The 19,033-nt window shown below is 69.7% G+C and carries 17 protein-coding genes and 1 riboswitch; of the genes, 8 read left to right on the top strand and 9 right to left on the bottom strand.

All coding sequences use genetic code 11. The annotated features are described in order from the left end of the window. Window positions 1-20 precede the first annotated feature (20 nt). Window positions 21-860, bottom strand: a complete 840-nt coding sequence (locus tag ABN611_RS24535) for a class I SAM-dependent methyltransferase (protein WP_350274577.1) — start codon at window positions 858-860, stop codon at window positions 21-23. Window positions 861-945: 85 nt separating this feature from the next. Between ABN611_RS24535 and ABN611_RS24530 the strand changes: the two genes are divergently transcribed. The 4 genes from ABN611_RS24530 to ABN611_RS24515 all read left to right on the top strand — a co-directional run bounded on the left by ABN611_RS24530 (window position 946) and on the right by ABN611_RS24515 (window position 7,103). Beyond that, window positions 946-2,211: a Fic family protein gene (locus tag ABN611_RS24530; RefSeq protein ID WP_350274576.1), complete on the top strand. Its 1,266-nt coding sequence runs from the start codon at window positions 946-948 to the stop codon at window positions 2,209-2,211. A gap of 69 nt (window positions 2,212-2,280) precedes the next feature. Next, window positions 2,281-2,862, top strand: coding sequence for a DinB family protein (locus tag ABN611_RS24525; RefSeq protein WP_350274575.1), 582 nt, complete (start codon window positions 2,281-2,283; stop codon window positions 2,860-2,862). A 59-nt stretch (window positions 2,863-2,921) separates the two neighbouring features. After that, a riboswitch (cobalamin riboswitch) is annotated at window positions 2,922-3,087 on the top strand. Between the two features lie 132 nt (window positions 3,088-3,219). After that, window positions 3,220-6,054: a ribonucleoside-diphosphate reductase subunit alpha gene (locus tag ABN611_RS24520; protein WP_350274574.1), complete on the top strand. Its 2,835-nt coding sequence runs from the start codon at window positions 3,220-3,222 to the stop codon at window positions 6,052-6,054. Continuing rightward, a complete protein-coding gene (locus ABN611_RS24515; RefSeq protein WP_350281677.1) occupies window positions 6,015-7,103 on the top strand; it encodes a ribonucleotide-diphosphate reductase subunit beta in 1,089 nt (362 codons plus the stop codon). Before ABN611_RS24520 ends, ABN611_RS24515 begins: the two co-directional genes overlap by 40 nt. A 130-nt stretch (window positions 7,104-7,233) precedes the next feature. Here the strand turns inward: ABN611_RS24515 and ABN611_RS24510 are convergent, their stop codons facing one another. The 4 genes from ABN611_RS24510 to ABN611_RS24495 are packed head-to-tail and all read right to left on the bottom strand — an operon-like array spanning window position 7,234 to window position 11,641. Next, window positions 7,234-8,409 carry an ROK family protein gene (locus ABN611_RS24510; protein ID WP_350274573.1) on the bottom strand — a complete coding sequence of 392 codons (1,176 nt, stop codon included), beginning with the start codon at window positions 8,407-8,409 and terminating at the stop codon, window positions 7,234-7,236. Further along, a complete protein-coding gene (locus ABN611_RS24505; RefSeq protein ID WP_350274572.1) occupies window positions 8,390-9,256 on the bottom strand; it encodes a carbohydrate ABC transporter permease in 867 nt (288 codons plus the stop codon). The genes ABN611_RS24510 and ABN611_RS24505 overlap by 20 nt, the downstream gene beginning before the upstream one ends. Then, window positions 9,253-10,233, bottom strand: coding sequence for a sugar ABC transporter permease (locus ABN611_RS24500; RefSeq protein WP_350274571.1), 981 nt, complete (start codon window positions 10,231-10,233; stop codon window positions 9,253-9,255). The genes ABN611_RS24505 and ABN611_RS24500 overlap by 4 nt, the downstream gene beginning before the upstream one ends. Window positions 10,234-10,240: 7 nt before the next feature. Further along, window positions 10,241-11,641 carry an extracellular solute-binding protein gene (locus tag ABN611_RS24495; RefSeq protein ID WP_350274570.1) on the bottom strand — a complete coding sequence of 467 codons (1,401 nt, stop codon included), beginning with the start codon at window positions 11,639-11,641 and terminating at the stop codon, window positions 10,241-10,243. Window positions 11,642-11,757: 116 nt separating this feature from the next. Between ABN611_RS24495 and ABN611_RS24490 the strand changes: the two genes are divergently transcribed. Genes ABN611_RS24490 through ABN611_RS24480 form a run of 3 tightly spaced genes read left to right on the top strand, consistent with a single transcriptional unit; the run spans window position 11,758 to window position 14,833 of the window. Beyond that, a complete protein-coding gene (locus ABN611_RS24490) occupies window positions 11,758-12,783 on the top strand; it encodes a zinc-binding alcohol dehydrogenase (RefSeq protein WP_350274569.1) in 1,026 nt (341 codons plus the stop codon). Further along, entirely contained in the window at window positions 12,783-13,577 is a 795-nt protein-coding gene (locus ABN611_RS24485) for a sugar phosphate isomerase/epimerase family protein (protein WP_350274568.1), read from the top strand. Before ABN611_RS24490 ends, ABN611_RS24485 begins: the two co-directional genes overlap by 1 nt. Further along, window positions 13,574-14,833, top strand: coding sequence for a hypothetical protein (locus tag ABN611_RS24480; protein WP_350274567.1), 1,260 nt, complete (start codon window positions 13,574-13,576; stop codon window positions 14,831-14,833). Before ABN611_RS24485 ends, ABN611_RS24480 begins: the two co-directional genes overlap by 4 nt. Here ABN611_RS24480 and ABN611_RS24475 read toward each other — a convergent pair. From ABN611_RS24475 to ABN611_RS24465, 3 genes are all read right to left on the bottom strand, one after another. Continuing rightward, entirely contained in the window at window positions 14,820-15,056 is a 237-nt protein-coding gene (locus ABN611_RS24475) for a hypothetical protein (protein ID WP_350274566.1), read from the bottom strand. The genes ABN611_RS24480 and ABN611_RS24475 overlap by 14 nt on opposite strands. Then, entirely contained in the window at window positions 15,053-16,642 is a 1,590-nt protein-coding gene (gene cimA, locus ABN611_RS24470; RefSeq protein WP_350274565.1) for a citramalate synthase, read from the bottom strand. Before cimA ends, ABN611_RS24475 begins: the two co-directional genes overlap by 4 nt. A 250-nt stretch (window positions 16,643-16,892) precedes the next feature. Beyond that, window positions 16,893-17,291, bottom strand: a complete 399-nt coding sequence (locus ABN611_RS24465; RefSeq protein ID WP_350274564.1) for a hypothetical protein — start codon at window positions 17,289-17,291, stop codon at window positions 16,893-16,895. Between the two features lie 104 nt (window positions 17,292-17,395). Here ABN611_RS24465 and ABN611_RS24460 point away from each other — a divergent pair, with 104 nt between their 5' ends. Beyond that, window positions 17,396-17,836, top strand: a complete 441-nt coding sequence (locus ABN611_RS24460; protein ID WP_350274563.1) for a hypothetical protein — start codon at window positions 17,396-17,398, stop codon at window positions 17,834-17,836. A 58-nt stretch (window positions 17,837-17,894) separates the two neighbouring features. Here ABN611_RS24460 and ABN611_RS24455 read toward each other — a convergent pair whose 3' ends face one another. Beyond that, window positions 17,895-18,986, bottom strand: a complete 1,092-nt coding sequence (locus tag ABN611_RS24455; RefSeq protein WP_350274562.1) for a branched-chain amino acid aminotransferase — start codon at window positions 18,984-18,986, stop codon at window positions 17,895-17,897. Window positions 18,987-19,033: the final 47 nt, after the last annotated feature.

The raw sequence follows: 19,033 nt of genomic DNA, 5'->3' as shown, positions 1-19,033 counted from the left end.
CTGCTCGCGGTCGGCGCGGGTCATCGGACGGCCTTCTGTGCCTTCTGTGCTTTTAGGGCGAACAGGAGCGGGATGCGGGGCGCTTCGTCGGGCAGGCGCCACCAGCCCTCTGGCGTCTGCTGCATCGATGGCCAGCGGGGCCACGGCAGTACTTCGGATTCGCGCAGCGTCGTGACCTGGAAGCCGGTGCCGGCCAGCGTGCTGACGATCTCGCCGAGGCCGTGGCGCCACTCGTAGCTCGTCTGACGGCCCGGGACCTCGTCGCCGGTGTAGGTGACGGTGGAGTCGTGCGCGATCGGGCCGCGGCCCTCCAGGTAGTCGGCGCGCAGGACCAACTCGTCGGACTCACCGGGCAGCGAGACCTCCCGAAGCGCGTTCAGCAGCGGATGGAACTCGACGACGTACAGCACACCACCGGGCTTCAGCAGCTCCTGCACGACCTCGGCCCACTGCCGCAGGTCAGGCAGATAACAGAGCGCGCCCTTGCCCGTGTAGACCACGTCGAACTGCCGGCCCTCGACCGCCCGCGCCGCGTCGTACACGTTGGCATGCAGATACTCGACCTCTACCCCCGCCGCGGTCGCGATCTCCCGAGCCGCCTCCAGCGACTTCTCCGAGAGGTCGAGCCCACTCGTCCGCGCACCCCGGCGCGCGAACTCGATCGTCTCCGTCCCGAGATGACACTGCAGATGCAGGACGTCCCGACTCGCGAGCGGACCCAGGTCCTCCCACTCGTAGTCGGCGAACCAGAACTCCGCGGGCCGGTCGTAGAAATCGCTCGCCGCGTGCAGTGGCGCCCGGGCGTTCCAGTCGGCCTCGTTCGCGGCCACCATCTGCTGCGTCTGTGCGTCGAGGGTCACGGTCAGCAAGTCTGCCGACCGCCGGGGCCACGTTGGTATCCACAGGCCCTTGTTCAAGATTTGCGGATAAGCTTGAATAAGAAGTATGGCAAGGGTGGAGTTGCACCGCTGGCCCGGGCACCCCGACGGGTTCACCCGCGCGGAGCGCCTCGGCGGGCCGTACGAGCTCTATCTGCCCGACCCACTGGTCGGGCGGGAGTTCGACCTGCCCGACGACGTGCTCGCGCTGCTCGAGGACGCCGCCGGTGACCTCGCCCGCCTGGACGCGACGGCCGCCGTACTGACGAACAGCGAGGCACTGGCACGGCTCCTGCTTCGCGCGGAGGCTGTCGGGTCGTCGCACATCGAGGGCCTCGTCGTCGGGGCGCGCCGGCTGCTGAAGGCCGACGTACTGCGGGATCACATCCACGACGTGACCGCCGAAGAGGTGCTCGGCGCGGTCGACGCGATGACGTGGGTGACCGAGTCCGTCGAGGCCGGCGACAAGCTCGAGGTCGAGCACCTGCTCGAGGCGCATCGCCGGCTGATGGCGCAGTCGCCGCGGCCGGAGTACGGCGGCGAGATCCGCTACCTGCAGAACTGGATCGGCGGCCGCTCGCCCGCCGAGGCGTACTACGTCCCGCCGCCGGCACAACTGGTGCCCGACCTGCTCGCGGACCTGATGACCTTCGTCCGCGAGTCCCGGCTGCCGGTGCTGGCGAAGACCGCGATCGCGCACGCGCAGTTCGAGACGATCCATCCGTTCGCCGACGGCAACGGCCGGACCGGGCGCGCGCTCATCCACCTGATCCTGCGCGCCGAGGGCCTCGTGACGCGCACGGTGCCGCCGGTTTCACTCGCCCTCGCGACCCACGCCTCGGAGTACGTCGAGGCACTGACCGACTTCCGGTACGTCGGACGCGCGACGACCGCGAAGGCCCGCGCCGCGGCGAATCCGTGGCTGCGGATGTTCGCGAAGGCCTGTACGCACGCGACCGCGGAGGCGGCCCGCTTCGAGCAGACCGCGACCGATCTCAAGGCGGAGTGGCGCGAACGCGCGGCGCCGGTCCGCGCCGGATCCGCTGCGGAGCTCCTGATCGAGGCGCTGCCGGCCGCGCCGGTCCTCACGCTCGCGGCCGCCGCGCAGCTCATCGACCGTTCCCAGCAGGCCGCGAACCAGGGCCTCGCCCGACTGGTCGAGGCGCACATCCTGCGGGAGATCACCGACGGCCGGCGCAACCGGGTCTACGAAGCGCCGGAGCTGATCGACGCGTTCACGCTGCTGGAACGCCGCTTCGCCAGCCCGGCCGCGGACACCCGGATCGCGCCACCTAGCAGACCGGTGCCGTCGAGGCCAGGACCGACACGCTAGGCGGTTTGACTTTCCTGTCGCGAGGGAGCAAGAATTCGAACATATGTTCGATCGTACAGGGGAGTTGTGATGCCGGAGGCGTTCGACTGGGACATCCTGCACCGACCGTCGGCGATGGCGATGGTCCGCGGCCAGCTGGGGTTCAGCTGGATGGTGCTGTCCGGCCGGCTCGCCCAGCTGACCGACGAGCAGTACTTCTGGCGCCCGAGCAGCGAGGCGCTGACCGTCGTCCGGCGGCACTACACCGGCCACTTCCGGGCGCTCGGGTCCGGCGAGTGGGTCGCGCAGTGGCCGGACGAGCCGGATCATCGGGGGCCGCGGACGATCGCGTGGCTGATCGCCCATCTGACCGAGACGTTCTTCGAGCGCTGGGAGTGGACGTTCGGGGCGAGCCGGCAGGGGCGCGCCGACATCACCCTGCACGGGAACGCGCGCGACGCGGTCGCCTGGCTGACCCACTGGGTCGAGGCCTGGCAGGACGCGATCGCCGCGCTCGACGAGGACCAGGTGATGACCGTCGGGCTGAGCCAGGCCAACGAACTCGACGCCGCCGAGCCCTTCGGCCACGTCGTCCTCCGGCTGAACCGGGAGCTCATCCATCACGGCTCGGAGATCATGACGCTCCAGGACCTCTACGCGGTCGCGGCGTGAGGACACAAGATGTGCGACACGCGGCGTGGCGCTACCACAAGATCTAGTTCGCGACCCCTAGGATCACTATCACTGGTGGTTCGAGCCGAGCGGCACCACAAGATGTTGGGCGGCTCGACGCAAGAGGGGAATCCGGTGCGAGTCCGGAGCTGCCCCGCAACGGTGAGCGGACGCGCTGCGGCACGTCCGCGAGTCCGGACACCTGCCACCGGTGCGTGTACCGCCGGTGCACGCGGTCCGAGATCTCGCGGGTGGGTCGCAGGGCGTGACGGCAGTGTTCCCGGCCGGTGCTGCCGGTCCCGTCGTGCGCCTGCTCGCGTCGTCCCGGGCCTCCGAACTCTTCTGGAGCGCACACCTGTGACCATTGCTTCCTCACGTGCTTCAACCGTTCCGTCGACAGCCGGCGCGGACCTGACCGTCGTCCGTCGCGACGGCAGCAGTACGCCGTTCGACGCCGCCAAGATCTCCGTCGCGCTGACCAAGGCCTTCCTCGCCGTCGAGGGTGCCGAGGCCGGCGCCACCCACCGGGTCCGGGACCTGGTGACCGACCTGACCGGCCGGGTCGTCACCGCCCTGACCAGCCGCGGCCCGGCCTCCGGCCGCCGCAGCGTGCAGGTCGAGGACATCCAGGACCAGGTCGAGCTGGCGCTGATGCGCGCCGGCGAACACCAGGTCGCCCGTGCCTACGTCCTGTACCGCGAGGAGCGGACCAAGGCCCGCACGCCCGCCGATCCGTCCGGGGTCACCGAGAAGCCGTCGCTGACTGTCCTGGCGGCCGACGGCAGCCGGGCTCCGCTCGACGTCGACCGGCTCCTGCTGGTGGTCGCCGAGGCAGCGGCCGGACTCGACGCCGTCGACCCGGAGCTGATCCTCGACGCGACGCTCGGCGCCTGCTACGACGGCATCGCACAGCACGAGGTCGAGCTCGCGCTGGTGATGGCCGCCCGCTCGTACGTCGAGACCGAGCCGCAGTACAGCTATGCCGCCGCCCGCCTGCTGCTGGACCAGATCCGCCGCGAAGCACTCGGCCGCGTCCACGGCGAGCCGCGGCAAGCCAGCCAGGCCGACATGACCACGGCGTACGTCGACTACTTCCGCCGCTACATCGAGGTCGGCGTCGAGGCCGGTCAGCTCGATCCGGAGCTCGGCCGCTTCGACCTCCACCGGCTGGCCGCCGCGATCCGGCCGGAGCGCGACCTCGACTTCACGTTCCTCGGCCTGCAGACCCTGTACGACCGCTACCTGCTGCATCTCGGCAAGGTGCGCTACGAGCTGCCCCAGGCGTTCTTCCTCCGGGTCGCGATGGGCATGGCGCTGCGCGAGGACGACCGCGAGGCGCGGGCGATCCAGTTCTACGAGCTGCTCAGTTCGTTCCGTTTCATGTCGTCGACGCCGACCCTCTTCAACGCCGGCACCACCCGCCCGCAACTCTCCTCGTGCTTCCTCACCACGGTCGAGGACGACCTGGCCGGCATCTTCACCGGCATCCGCAACAACGCCTTGCTCGCCAAGTACTCCGGCGGCCTCGGCAACGACTGGACCCCGGTCCGCGGCATCGGCGCCCACATCCGCGGCACCAACGGCGAGTCCCAGGGCATCGTCCCGTTCCTCAAAATCGCCAACGACACCGCCGTCGCGGTGAATCAGGGAGGAAAACGCAAGGGCGCGGTGTGTGCGTATCTGGAGACGTGGCACATCGACGTCGAGGAGTTCCTCGAGCTGCGGAAGAACACCGGGGACGAGCGGCGGCGGACGCATGACATGAACACAGCCAACTGGGTGCCCGACCTGTTCCTGCAGCGGGTCGAGGCCGGTGGGGACTGGACGTTGTTCTCGCCGGACGAGGTGCCCGACCTGCACGATCTGTACGGCGCCGCGTTCGCCACGGCGTACCGCGAGTACGAGGCAGCTGCGGAGCGCGGTGAGCTGCGGGTCTTCAAGCGCGTCAAGGCCGTCGACCTCTGGCGGCGGATGCTCACAGTGCTGTTCGAGACCGGGCATCCGTGGATCACGTTCAAGGACGCCTGCAACCTGCGCTCACCGCAGCAGCACGACGGCGTCGTCCACTCGTCGAACCTGTGCACCGAGATCACCCTCAACACCACGGTCGAGGAGACCGCCGTCTGCAACCTCGGCTCGGTGAACCTCGTCGCGCACCTGACGGCCGACGGCCTCGACGCCGACCTCCTCCGGGACACCGTCAAGACCGCGGTCCGGATGCTCGACAACGTCATCGACGTGAACTTCTACACCACCCCGGAGGCCGAGCGCGCGAACCAGCGGCACCGCCCGGTCGGCCTCGGCCTGATGGGATTCGCGGACGCCCTGTTCAAGCTCCGCATCCCGTACGCCTCCGACGCCGCGGTCGAGTTCGCGGACAGCTCGATGGAGCAGCTCAGCTACCACGCGATCGAGGCGTCCAGTGAGCTCGCCGCCGAGCGCGGCCGCTATTCGTCGTACGACGGATCGCTGTGGAGCCAGGGGGTGCTGCCGATCGACTCGCTCGAGCTGTTGCGGACCGCGCGCGACGGTGACGTGGTCGTCGACGACAGCCGGCGCCTGGACTGGGACGCCCTGCGCCGGAAGGTCCTCCGCGACGGCATGCGGAACTCGAACGTCATGGCGATCGCGCCGACCGCGACGATCTCGAACATCTGCGGCGTCAGCCAGTCGATCGAGCCGACGTACAGCAACCTGTTCGTGAAGTCGAACATGTCCGGTGAGTTCACCGTCGCGAACCCGTACCTGGTCGCCGACCTGAAGGCGCGCGGACTGTGGGAGCAGGTGATGGTGTCCGACCTGAAGTACCACGACGGGGTCCTGGCCGGGATCGAGCGGATCCCGGACGACCTGCGGGCGCTGTACGCGACGGCGTTCGAGATCGACCCGCTGTGGTTGGTCAAGGCGGCGTCGCGGCGGCAGAAGTGGATCGACCAGGCGCAGTCGCTGAACCTCTACATGGCGAAACCGTCCGGTCGCGCGCTCGACGAGCTGTACCGATCGGCGTGGCGACACGGCCTCAAGACGACTTATTACCTGCGTTCCCAGTCAGCGACCCACGTGGAGAAGTCCACGCTGCAGGGCACCGACGGCCGGTTGAACGCCGTACCTGTGTCCGTTCCTGTGTCTGTTCCTGAACCCACCGGGGCGGCCTGCTCCATCGACGACCCGGATTGCGAGGCCTGCCAGTGACCACCGGACTGGGCGAGCTCACCGTCGGCGCCGCGCGTGTCGACGTGGCCGACAAGGCGATGATCAACTCCCGCGCCGACGTGAACCAGTTGCTGCCGTTGAAGTACACGTGGGCCTGGGAGAAGTACCTGGCCGCCTGCAACAACCACTGGATGCCGACCGAGGTGTCGATGCAGGCCGACATCTCCCTGTGGAAGTCCCGCGATGGGCTGACCGACGCCGAGCGGCTGATGCTCAAGCGCAACCTCGGCTTCTTCGCCACCGCGGAGTCCCTGGTCGCGAACAACATCGTGCTCGCGGTCTATCGCCAACTCAGCAACCCCGAGTGCCGGCAGTACCTGCTGCGCCAGGCGTTCGAGGAGGCAGTGCACACGCACACCTTCCAGTACATCTGCACCTCGCTCGGGCTCGACGAGGGCGAGCTGTTCAACATGTACCGCGAGGTGCCGTCGATCTCCGACAAGGACGCGTGGGCGCTGAAGTACACCCAGCACCTCGAGGACCCGGACTTCCGGACCGGGACGCCGGAGACCGACACCGCGTTCCTGCGCGACCTGATCGCGTTCTACGTGGTGTTCGAGGGGATGTGGTTCTACACCGGGTTCGCGCAGATCCTCTCGCTCGGCCGGCGCAACAAGATGGTCGGCATCGCCGAGCAGTACCAGTACATCCTGCGCGACGAGTCGATCCACCTGAACTTCGGCATCGACTGCATCAACCAGATCAAGCAGGAGAACCCGCACCTGTGGACCGGCGCCTTCCGGTCCGAGGTCCGGCAGATGCTCACCGAGGCCTGCGAACTCGAGGTCGCCTACGGCCGCGCCACCCTCCCGACCGGCATGCTCGGCCTCACCGCGGACCTCTGCGGGCAGTACATGCGCTTCGTCACGGACCGCAGAGCGGAACAAATCGGCCTGAATCCGGTTTTCGGTGAAACGCGGAACCCCTTTCCCTGGATGTCAGAGGTGATGGACCTGAAGAAGGAGAAGAACTTCTTCGAGACCCGCGTCATCGAGTACCAGTCCGCCGGCGGCCTCAGCTGGGACTGACACTCCCCCAAGCGGAAGGCCCGCGGAGCAACTCGCCGCTTCGCGGGCCTTCCTTCCCCCGATCAGCCGGGGCTGTGCGCGTGTGTTTCCCAGGCGCAGTACGACAGCTCGCTGACCAACCAGCTCGCGGCTATTCCTGGAGGCTGAGGCGGGCGTCTACTGCGGTGGAGGAGAAGACCTCGTTGACGACCAGGCGGGACATGCCGTCGAGGGCGGCGTGGTCGGCCAGTTGGCCGGTGGCGACCGTTAGGTGGCGGGTGGCTCGCGGGAGGGTTACCTGGTAGAGGACCTCGTGGACGCCGGCGACGAAGTCCGTGTGGGCGAGGTCGCCTGCGATCATCAGTACGCCGGGGTTGAGGACGCTGACGACCGTCGCCAGCACCTCCCCCACCCGGCGGCCGGCCTCACGGGCCAGCCGCAGTGCGTCCGGCTGGCCGGCCTGCAGCAAGGCGCGGACGTCGGCGCCGGAGCGCGCGGTCACGCCCAGCTCGGTGAGCGCGGCGGCGACGGCGCCACCGCTCGCGACCGCCGCCAGGCAGCCGATCGAACCGCACTGACACTTCGCGTCCCCGGCGTCCCGGACCCGGATGTGCCCGATGTCGCCGGCGCCGCCGTCGATGCCGCGGAACACCTGCCCGTCGATCACCACCCCGGACCCGATCCCGGTCGACACCTTGACCAGAACGAACGCCGGGCAGTCCGGATACCCGGCCGCCTGCTCGCCGAGCGCCATCGCGTTCGCGTCGTTGTCGACCAGCACCGGTACGTCGAACCGCTGGCGGAGGTGTTCGCGGATCGGGTACTCGTCCCAGCCCGGCATGATCGGCGGCCGGATCACCAGGCCGGTGTCGAACTCGACCGGCCCGGGCACCGACACGCCGATCCCCGCGAGCTCAGCCACCGACCGCCCCGCCGCGGCGAGCAGCCCGTCGAACCAGTCCGCCAGCGTGTCGAGAACAACACCCGGACCGTCCGCGATGACCAGGTCACCGGACTGCTCGGCCAGCACACCGCCGGCCAGATCCATCAGGGCCGCGCGTGCATGCCGGGTGTCGAGGTCAGCGGTCAGTACGCAGGCATGCCGCTCGTCGAACCGCAGGACCACCGGCGGCCGGCCACCGGTGGAGGCGGTCGACCCCGCCTCCACCAGCCAGCCGTTCCGCAGCAGGCCGTCGAGGCGCTGCCCCAGCGTCGACCGGGACAGTCCGGTGAGTTCCTGCAACTCGGCACGCGTCCGCCCCCTGCCGGTGCGGACGAGCTCCAGCAGGTACCCCGAGGTCGTGAGATCAGCTCTTATCTGCCCCACTGGTCAATCCCTCCGTCAGCATGCGCTCCGCCGCGTAGAACATGAGCACCACCGGCAGAGTCAGCACGACCGAGCCTGCCATCAGCACGGTCTTCGGCACCTCGACCCCGTTCGCGAGCTGCTGCAGCCCGAGCGAGACCGTCCAGTGCGTCGGCTCGGCCGCCAGGAACAGCAGCGCGAAGAGGAACTCGTTCCACGCGATCATGAAAACGTACAGCCCGGTGGCCATCACCGACGGCGCGGCCAGCGGCAGCACGATCCGCCGGATGATCGTCAGCCGGGAGCACCCGTCCAGCGCCGCCGCCTCCTCGACGCTCACCGGCACGGTGGCGAAGTAGTTCCGGAGCATGTAGATCGCCACCGGCACGGTCTGCGCGATGTACACGATGACGAGTCCGACGAGACTCCCCTGCAGCCCGGCCTTCGCGAACATCACGAACAGCGGTACGGCGAGCAGCGTCGCCGGGAACAGGTACACGCCGAGGAAGAGCGCGCTCACCTCGCGCCGCCCGGTGAACCGCAGGCGGCTGACGGCGTACGCGCCCGGAATGGCGACCAGCAGCGTCAGCACGACGGCGCCGATCGAGACCAGCGCGGAGTTCCGCAGCATGGTGAGGAAGCCCTGGCCGCCGTCCTCGACCGAGGTGAGCACCTGCCGGTACGAGTCCACGGTGAACTCACTGACCGACACCCAGATCCGGCCCGGGTCGAGCAACAGGTTGTCGATCGGCTTCACCGACAGCAACAGCATGTAGTAGAAGGGGAAGATGGTCGCCACCACCAGGACAGCGATCACCACCCAGCGCATCACGCCGAAGAACTTCTCCTGGAACGCGGCCCTACTCACGACTCCTCCTCCTGTGCGCGGCGGCCCCAGAGGCGGAAGTACAGGCCGAGCAGCACGATCAGCACCGCTGCCAGCACGACGGCCTGCGCGGACGCCAGGCCGACGTCGAACCGCGCGGTGAGGAACCGGTAGACCCGGACGGCGACCACGTCGGTGCCGGCGCCGCCGCCGGTCAGCAGATACACGTCGTCGAACTTGTTGAACGTCATGATGAACCGCAGCACCGACAGCAACGCGATCACCGGCATCAGCTGCGGCAGCAGGATGAACCGGAACCGCTGCCAAGGTGTCGTGCCGTCCACCACCGCCGCCTCCTCGAGCACCGCCGGCACCGCCTGCAGCCGCGCCAGCAGGAACAGGAAGGCGAACGGGAAGTACCGCCAGGTCTCGAAGGTGATCACGGTGAACAGCGCCATCGGCACCGGTACGCCGAGCACGTCGTACGACCGCTGCGTCAGGAACGGGATCGGGCGGTCCCAGCCGAAGACGTTGAGCCCCCAGTGGTTGACGACGCCGAGATCCGGGCTGAGCAGGACCTGCCAGACGAAGGCAACGGCCACGACCGGAGCGACGTACGGCAGCAGCATGGCGCCGCGGACCAGCGCGCGGCCGCGGAACGGCCGGCGCAGGGCGAGCGCGGCGACCAGCCCGACCAGGATCGAGCCGAGCGTCGAGCCGACCGTGTAGACGACCGTGGTCCACAGCGACGACCAGAACCCGGGTGAGCTGAAGACCCGCTCGAGGTTGCGCAGCGTCCAGTGGCCCCACAGGCCCTGGCTCTGGATGTCGACCAGTCGCACGCTCTGGAACGCGAGCACGACCGTCCAGAGGATCGGCAGCACCACGACGACCAGCACGATCAGGAACGTCGGTGAGACCAGGGCGAGGCCGGTGCGGTTCTCCTCGCGCCGGGCGGTGTGAGGCTTGCTGCGACGCGTCGGCTCGGTCGCCGGCGGCCGCTCGGTCAGTGTGGTCATCAGGCCCTCACCCCAACGTGTCCTGGATCGCGACGATGTCGTCGGTCGCCTGTTGCGCGGCGTCGTCGGCGGTCACCTGCCCGCTCGCCAGCGCGCTGATCGCCTTCGGCACCGGCAGCTCGCCGAGCGTCGCGCCGACCAGGGCGCCCTGCCCTTCGGTGATCCCCCAGCGCTGCATCTTCCCGACGCCCGCCCGCAGGTCGGCGATCAGCGGCGCCGGGTAGAGCGCGGCCAGCGGCTTGCGGGTGTCGACGCCGATGTCGGCCTTGTCCCACGCGCGGTCGAACGCGGTCGGATCGGCAGCGGTCCCGTGCCGCACCGGGAACTTGCCTTCGGCGGCCATCCCGATCCACTCGTTGTATCCCTCGTTCAGCATGTACTCGACGAACTGCCGGGACGCGTCCGCCTTCGCGGTCTTCGTCACGGTCCACCCGGTCAGCTCACCGAACTGCGCCGGCTGCTTGCCGTCCGGCCCCTGTACGGCGGTCACGACGCCGGTGTTGCGCGAGAGCCACTGCTTGTCGGCCTTGCACTGCTCGCAGCTGGGCAGCGCGTCGTCCCGGAGGCCGGCGAGCTCGTCGAGCAGGAACGACGACCAGACCACCATCGCGGACTTTCCGGCGAAGTACGACGCCCGCGTCGAGTCGACGGTCTGCGTCCCGGAGGCGGAGTACTTGGTCGCCAGGTCGCCGTAGAAGCGGAACGCGTCCTTGCAGGGCTGACTGTCGAGCGTCACCTTGCCCTGTGGATCGACGAGCTGACAGCCGTTCGCCAGTGCGAGGTGCTCGAAACTCTGCTGGGTGAACGGATCGGCGGGGTCGGTGGCCAGCGAGATCCCCTCGACGCCGCCCTTGTTCAGCGTCCGGGCCGCCTGCTCGATGGCGGCGTACGTCGTCGGCGCCGGCAGCCCGGCCGCCGCGAACAGGTCCTTGCGGTAGTAGAGCAGCTGCGTCCAGCCGTCCGACGGTACGGCGAGTTGCCGGCCGCCGTCGCGCGTGAGCTCCAGGGCCCGCGGGTTGAAGGTGGACTCGCCGAGCTCCGCGACCGCCTGGTCCGCGACGTCGGGGTTGAGCAGGCCGTTGCTCGACAACTGCTGCATCGCGGCCAGCGGGACCGCGCCGATCACGTCGGGCAGCTTGCCGGCCGCGGCCGCCGACATCACCAGCTGGCTGAGCTGCGGCTCGTCGACCCCGACGAGCTTCACCTCGATCCCGGTCTCCGCGGTGAACTTCTTCAGGATCTGCCGCGTGGTCTCGAGCCGGTCGGAGACGTTCTCCAGCGACCAGACCGTGATGCTGCGCGGGTTGCCGCCGGCGGACTCGTCGCCGCACGACGTCAGCAGCCCGGCGGTCAGCACCAGCGCGCACAAGGCGGCGAGCGCTCGGGACAGCTTGGTCAGGGGTGCCATGCGTCCTCCTCGATGGACGATCACGAGGCATAACATCAGGACTTATGCGTTTTGACAAGACCTAAGTCCGGATGATTTGTTGGTTTCGTTCCGTTCGCCAGTGCCGGAGGTGCCCTGTGGCCCGCGTCGTCCAGTTCTCCGCTCCCCGCGTCGCCGAGGTCGTCGACTTCGATCCGCCACCGCTGCCGCCGGGCCACGTCCGGGTGCGGACGGCGTACTCCGGGATCTCGGCCGGCACCGAGCTGACGGCGTACCGCGGCACGAATCCGTACCTGACCCGCAGCTGGGACCCGGACGCGCGGCTGTTCCGCGAAGCGACCGCGGGGATCGCGTTCCCGGTCGTCGGCTGGGGCTACTCCGAGTCCGGCGAGGTCACTGAGGTCGCCGGCGACGTCACCGGGCTCGCGGTGGGCGACCAGGTGTGGGGCATCTGGGGTCACCGCTCCGAGGCCGTGGTGCCGGCCGAGAAGCTGATCGGCCACCAGTTGCCCGCCGGCGTGGACCTGGCGGCGGGCGCGTTCGCGCGGGTCGGGGCGATCGCGTTCAACGCGATCCTGGCGGCCGGGATCTCGCTCGGCGAGCTGGTCGCGATCTACGGTCAGGGCGTGATCGGGTTGCTGGCCACCCGGCTCGCGGTGCTGAGCGGTGCGCAGGTCGTCACCGTGGACGCGGTGCCGGCGCGACGCGCGGAGTCGGTGCGCTTCGGCGCGACCGAGTCCCTGGTACCCGGGTCCGCGGCCGAGCGGATCCGCGAGCTGAGCCCGGCCGGGGCCGACACCGCGATCGAGCTCTCGGGCGTGTACGCCGCGCTGCACGAGGCGATCCGGTCCGTGACCGTCGGCGGGCGGGTGGTCGCCTCCGGCTTCTACCAGGGCGGCGGCGAGGCGCTGCGGCTCGGCGAGGAGTTCCACCACAACCGGGTGCAACTGGTGAGCTCGCAGATCGGCGGGGTCCCGCCCGAGCTGGCCGGGCGCTGGTCGGTCGACCGGCTGCAGACGACGTTCCTCGGCCTGGTCGGCAGCGGCCAGGTGGATGTCCGCCCGCTGATCAGCCATCGGGTCCCGGTCGAGGAGGCCGCGGACGCCTACACCCTGCTCGACACGCGTCCCGGTGACGCCCTGCAAGTGCTGCTGGAGTTCTGATGAAGATCATTTGCCAAGAGCAACTGCTGCCGGGCGGGAGCCTGCAGGAGAAGTGGGACTTCGCGGTCGCCGCCGGGTACGACGGCATCGAGCTGCGCGGCAAGGGTGACCTCGCGTTCCGCGACCGGCTGCCGGAGCTCCGGCAGGCCAAGGCGGACGGCGTCGTGATGCCGACGGTCTGCGTCGACATGCTGCACTTCTTCGGCGCGTTCGACGCCGGCCTGCGCGCGGACGCGATCGTGCAGCTGAAGTCCCAGCTGTCGGTGATCGCCGAGCTCGGCGGGATCGGCGCGCAGACCCCGGCGTCGTACGGGATGTTCTCCCGGCGGCTCCCGCCGTTCGAGCCACCGCGGGACGAGGCCGGCGATCGCGAGGTGCTGCTCGACGGCCTCCGCCAACTGGGCGAGCATGCGGCCGCGGAGGGCGTCGAGCTGTTCCTGGAGCCCCTCAACCGGTACGAGGACCACATGGTCAACCGGCTCGAGCAGGCGGCCGAGCTGATCAAGGCGACCGGCCTGGAGTCGGTGCGGATCGGCATCGACAGCTACCACATGAACATCGAGGAGTCCGATCCGTCCGCCGCGATCACCGAGTTCGCGCCGTACGTCGGCCACGTGCAGCTCAGCGACTCGAACCGGCTGCAGCCGGGCGCGGGCCACCTCGACTGGGCCGCGTTCCTCGGTGCGCTGGACGCCGTGGGCTACGACCGGTACCTGGCGGTCGAGTGCCGGTTGAGCGGCGACCCGGTCGAGGCGGTCCGCTCGATCCCCGCCGTCGTCAGGCGGTACGTGTGAGCGAGCTGCGGCGCGCGGCGGAGCGGGTCCTGCTCGGGAACTGGACCGGCCACTCGACCGTCCCGTCGCACTCGCTGTACCCGCACCAGTGGAGCTGGGACTCGGCGTTCATTGCGATCGGCCTGCGACACCTCTCGCCGCGCCGCGCGCAGGTGGAGCTGGAGTCGCTGTTCGGCGCGCAGTGGCAGGACGGCCGGGTCCCGCACATCAGCTTCTCCCCGCACGTGCCGCGCGACGCGTACTTCCCCGGTCCCGACTTCTGGCAGGCGACAACCGCGCGCGGCGTGGAGACGTCCGGCATCGTGCAGCCGCCAGTGCACGCGCTCGCCGTCTGGCTGACCCACGAGGCCGACCGGCAGGAGTCGGTACGCCGTGGTTTCCTGCCCAAGCTCTACCCGAAGCTCGTCGCCTGGCATGCCTACCTGCGCGAACGCCGCGACCTCGGCGGCCGCGGCCTGGTCGCGATCGTGCATCCGTGGGAGTCCGGGATGGACAACAGTCCGGCGTGGGACGAGGCGCTCACGCGGGTCGAGCCGGCGCCGCTCGACTCGTTCACCCGCCGGGACACCGATCACGCCAGCGACGACGACCGGCCGACGGACCTCGACTACGGGCGCTACGTCCGGCTCGCGGCGACGTACCGGGATCACGGGTACGACGACCGGCGGACGCCGTTCGAGTTCGCGCTGGAGGACCCGTGCTTCAACGCGCTGCTGATCGCCTCCGAGCACGCGCTCGGCTCGATCGCGGCGGAGCTGTCCCTCGACCCGACGCCGCACCTCAAGGCAGCGGCCGAGCTGACGGCGGCGCTCGGACAGCTCTTTGCCGACGGCAACTTCCACGCGCGCGATCTCGAGAGCGACGAACTCGTTGCCGCGGACACCGTGTCCGGGCTGGTGCCGTTGCTGGTGCCGGACCTGCCGCAGGCCGACGAGCTGCTCAGCACCGCCCGCGGTCCCAAGTTCCGGTTGGGCGAGGTCAACCTCGTGCCGAGCTACGACCTGACCGGGCCTGTCTTCGACCGCTCGCGGTACTGGCGCGGCCCGAGCTGGTTCAACACGGCCTGGCTGGTCCACCGCGGACTGCGCCGGCTCGAGCAGGACGAGCTGGCCGCGCGCGTACGCGGCGACGTACTGACACTCGCCGAGCAGACGGCGTTCGCGGAGTACGTCGATCCGTTCAGCGGCGCGGCGCGCGGCGCCCGGGACTTCTCCTGGACCGCCGCGCTGGCGCTCGACCTGCTCAGGAGTGCGTGACCTCGAGGACGCCGATCACCTTGTCCAGGCGGGCCGCGACCCGGTCCGCGTCGAAACCGTTGCCCTCGACGACGATCCGCAGTTCGCCCTGGTCGAGGGACAGCGCCAGCTCCCGGACGTCGTACGGATTGAGCAGTACGGCGATCCGCGCCAGCAGGCCTTCGACCTCGACCACGCGGGCCGTGAACACCGTCACGGCCCGTTCGACGGCGAGCAGACTCATCGCGCGACCTCCTTGTGGCGCAGCAGCCCGAACGTGACCGCGTCGACCAGCGCCTCCCAGGACGCCTCGATGATGTTGTGCCCGACGCCGACCGTCACCCACGAGCCTTCGCCGTCCCCGGTCTGGATCAGGACTCTGATCACGGCGTCGGTGCCGTGCCCCTGGTCGAGGATGCGGACCTTGTAGTCGACGAGCTCGAACTTGTTCACCGCCGGGTACGCCCGCTCGATCGCGGACCGGAGCGCGTGGTCGAGCGCGTTCACCGGGCCGTTGCCCTCGCCCGTGACGATCTCCCGCTCGCCGCCGGCGACCAGCTTCACCGTCGCCTCGGACACCGCCTCACCGTCGGCGCGCGACTCCGTGATCACCCGCCACGACTCGACGTCGAAGAAGCTCGGCCGCTTCCCGTCGACCTCCTCGCTGAGCAGCAGCGAGAACGACGCGTCGGCCGCCTCGAACGTGTACCCGCGGGCCTCGAGGTCCTTCACCCGCTCGGTCACCCGGCTGAGCAGCTCGCGGTCGTTGCCGAGTTCGAACCCGAGCTCGCGGCCCTTCAGCTCGACACTCGCCCGGCCGGCCATCTCCGACACCAGCATCCGCATGTCGTTGCCGACCAGCGCCGGATCCGTGTGCTGGTAGAGGTCCGGGTCCACCTTGATCGCGCTGGCGTGCAGGCCGGCCTTGTGCGCGAACGCCGACAGGCCGACGTACGGCTGCCGGGCCGACGGCGGCACGTTGGTCACCTCGGCGATCGCGTGCGCGATCCGGAACGACTCGGCCAGCTTGCCCTCCGGGAGCAGCCGCATGCCGCGCTTGAGCTCGAGGTTGGCGACGATCGCCAGCAGGTCGGCGTTGCCGGTGCGTTCGCCGTACCCGTTGATCGTGCCCTGGACGTGCGTGGCGCCGGCCTCGACAGCGGCGATCGAGTTCGCCACCGCGCAGCCGCCGTCGTTGTGGGCGTGGATGCCGAGCCGGGCGCCCGTCGCCGCGAGGACGTCGCGGACGACGTCCTGCAGCTCCCGGGGCAGCGTCCCGCCGTTGGTGTCGCACAGCGCGACCACGTCGGCCCCGGCCTCGGCGGCTACGCGTACGACCTCCAGCGCGTAGGCGCGGTTCGCGCGGTAGCCGTCGAAGAAGTGCTCGGTGTCGAGAAAGACCCGCTGCCCGTTCTCCCGGAGGTGCCGGACGGTGTCCGCGACCATCCGCAGGTTCTCGTCGAGCGTCGTCCGCAGGGCCCGCTCGACGTGCGCGTCGTGGCTCTTGGCAACGAGTGTGACGACATCGGCGCCGGACTCCCGGAGCGCGGCGACCTGCGGGTCGTCGGCGGCCACGGATTCGGGCTTGCAGGTTGCCCCGAAGGCCGCGAACGTCGCGTTCCGCAACTGCAGCTCGGTCCGCGCCCGCTCGAAGAACTCGGTGTCCTTCGGTACGGCGCCCGGCCAGCCGCCCTCGATGAAGCCGACCCCCAAGTCGTCCAGGTGCTGCGCGATGGCGATCTTGTCGGCCACGGACAGCGCCAGACCCTCCTGCTGCGCGCCGTCGCGCAACGTCGTGTCGTAGACGTGGAAATCGTCCGGGATGCTCATGGGGCCGGCCTTCCGAAGGGGGTGTCAGGCAAACAAAAAACCTCCCGCAAGGTGCGAGAGGTCTGCGCGCTCAGGTACTGCTTGCTGAGCGCGCCTAGGGAATAATCACCCGAAAGTGCTTCATAACGATTTGCAGTCTGCCACACAATGTCCGGACCATGAGGCCCCTGTCTCGCATCACGAACATTCAGTACTGCGTCCCGTACTGGAGTCCAGGCTCCGAGTCCAGGCTCCGAGGTCAGGCTCGAGGTCAGGCGGTCAGTGACCAGCCCGGGTCGTCCCAGGCGGTGTAGAAGTCCTCGCGGGTCAGCGGCCGCAGGCCCCAGTCGTCGCGGTCCAGGGCCTGGTCGGTGAGCATGCCCTCGTCGTCCTCGAGGCGCTGCCACCAGTACCGGGTGACCTCGCCGTCCTCGCCGACGCCGAGCTGCCGGACCACGACCCACTCCGCCTCGTGCCAGACCGCCTCGTAGAGCCAGTCGGTCCCGTAGTCGTCGACCGCCGCGCCGTACGTCCGCGGCGCGGTCCCGCGGTCCAGGTCGCGGATCAGCTCGACGGTCGACCTGATCGCGGCCACGGTCTCCGCCGGCCATCCCCGCCGCTCGGCCAGCTCCGCGTAGTACGCCTCAACCTCGTCCGGGAAGCCGCTCATGTCGCCAGACCCTATCGAACCGAAGCGACAGAAGCCGACCAACTGTCCAACCCCCAGACCTGAAAAGATGCTGTGACTTCGACACCACGAGAAGGGACACCCTAGTGAGCGACGCTGCTCCCAAGGAACTCAGCCGGCTGCAGTTCCGGTTGATGGGATTCGGGATCGGGCTCGCCCTCCTGGTCACGCTGGCACCGACCTGGTTGACCCGGAGCTTGTCGCAGGACGAGCTCCGCCTCTACAGCGGGATCAGCCTGCTCGGCCTCACTCCGGACGCCAAGTCGCCGATGGAGGCCCTGGGCACCGTTCTCTTCCTGCTGTACGTCGCGCTGGCGCTCGCGTTCCTGCTCGTCCGGCCCGAGACCGGCGCCCCGGTCCTGATCGGCATCGCCGGCCTGGTGGTGACGATCGTCATCGTCGCGAACCAGCCGGACGGCAGCATCCGGACGAGGGAAGACTGGACCGGCGCCCCGGCTGTTGCCCTCGGCCTCTGGATCATCGCGACCGTCGTCTCGGTCGTCGCCCTCAAGAAGCTCCGCTCCTGAACACAGCGGACGGCCCGGCGCGGTGCGCCGGGCCGTCCGTGGCTGTCCGTGGTTCGGATCAGGAGATGCGGGTCATCCAGCCGTGCGGGTCGGCGGCGCGACCGTACTGGACGTCGAGCAGCGCGGTGCGGACGGCCGCGGTGACCGGGCCGCCGTTGCCGTCGCCGATCCGGGTCTCGCCGTCCTTCCACTTCAGCGAGGCGACCGGGGTGACGACCGCGGCGGTGCCGCAGGCGAACACCTCGCGGACCTTGCCGGAGGCCGCGCCCTCACGCCACTCGTCGACCGAGACCTTGCGCTCGGTGACGTGGTACCCGAGGTCGGTGACCAGCTTCAGGATCGAGTCCCGGGTGACGCCCTCGAGGATCGTGCCGGACAGCTCCGGCGTCACCACCGAGTTGTCGTCGAGGACGAAGTACAGGTTCATCCCGCCGAGCTCCTCGACCCACTTCTTCTCGACCGCGTCCAGGAACGCGACCTGGTCGCAGCCCTGCTCGATCGCCTCGGCCTGGGCGAGCAGCGAGGACGCGTAGTTCCCGCCGGTCTTCGCCGCGCCGGTGCCGCCGGGGGCCGCGCGGGTGTACTCCTCGCTCAGCCAGATCCGGACCGGCTGCACGCCGTTCGCGAAGTAGGAGCCGGCCGGCGACGCGATCACGCAGTACGTGACGTGCGCGGACGGGCGGACCCCCAGGAACGGGTCGGAGCCGAACATGAACGGCCGCAGGTAGAGCGAGGTCTCGCCGCCGCCCGGCACCCACGCCCGGTCGATCTCGACCAGCTTGTGCAGCGAGTCGACGAAGGCCGCGGTCGGCAGCTCCGGCAGCGCGAGCCGGCGCGCGGAGCGCTGGAACCGGATCGCGTTCGCCTCCGGGCGGAACAGGTGGATCGAGTCGTCGGGATGCCGGTAGGCCTTCATCCCTTCGAAGATGGTCTGGGCGTAGTGGAACACCGCGGTCGCCGGAGACAGCTCCAGCGGTCCGAAGGCGGTGATCCGTGCGTCGTGCCAGCCCTTCTCGGCCGTCCAGGTGGCGATCGCCATGTGGTCGGAGAAGTTCTGCCCGAATCCCGGGTTCGCCAGGATCTGGGCGCGCTGGTCGTCGCTGGCCGGATGGGTGTTTGGCTCAACGGTGAACTGCAACTCGGCGCTCATAGCCGCACCGTACCTCTCGCCTGACTGGTCAGGCGAGAATCAGCCGC

This window comes from Kribbella sp. HUAS MG21 (genome assembly GCF_040254265.1).
Taxonomy (GTDB): domain Bacteria; phylum Actinomycetota; class Actinomycetes; order Propionibacteriales; family Kribbellaceae; genus Kribbella.
Note: the sequence above shows the minus strand (reverse complement) of the source record. Positions and strands in the feature narration are given on the sequence as shown.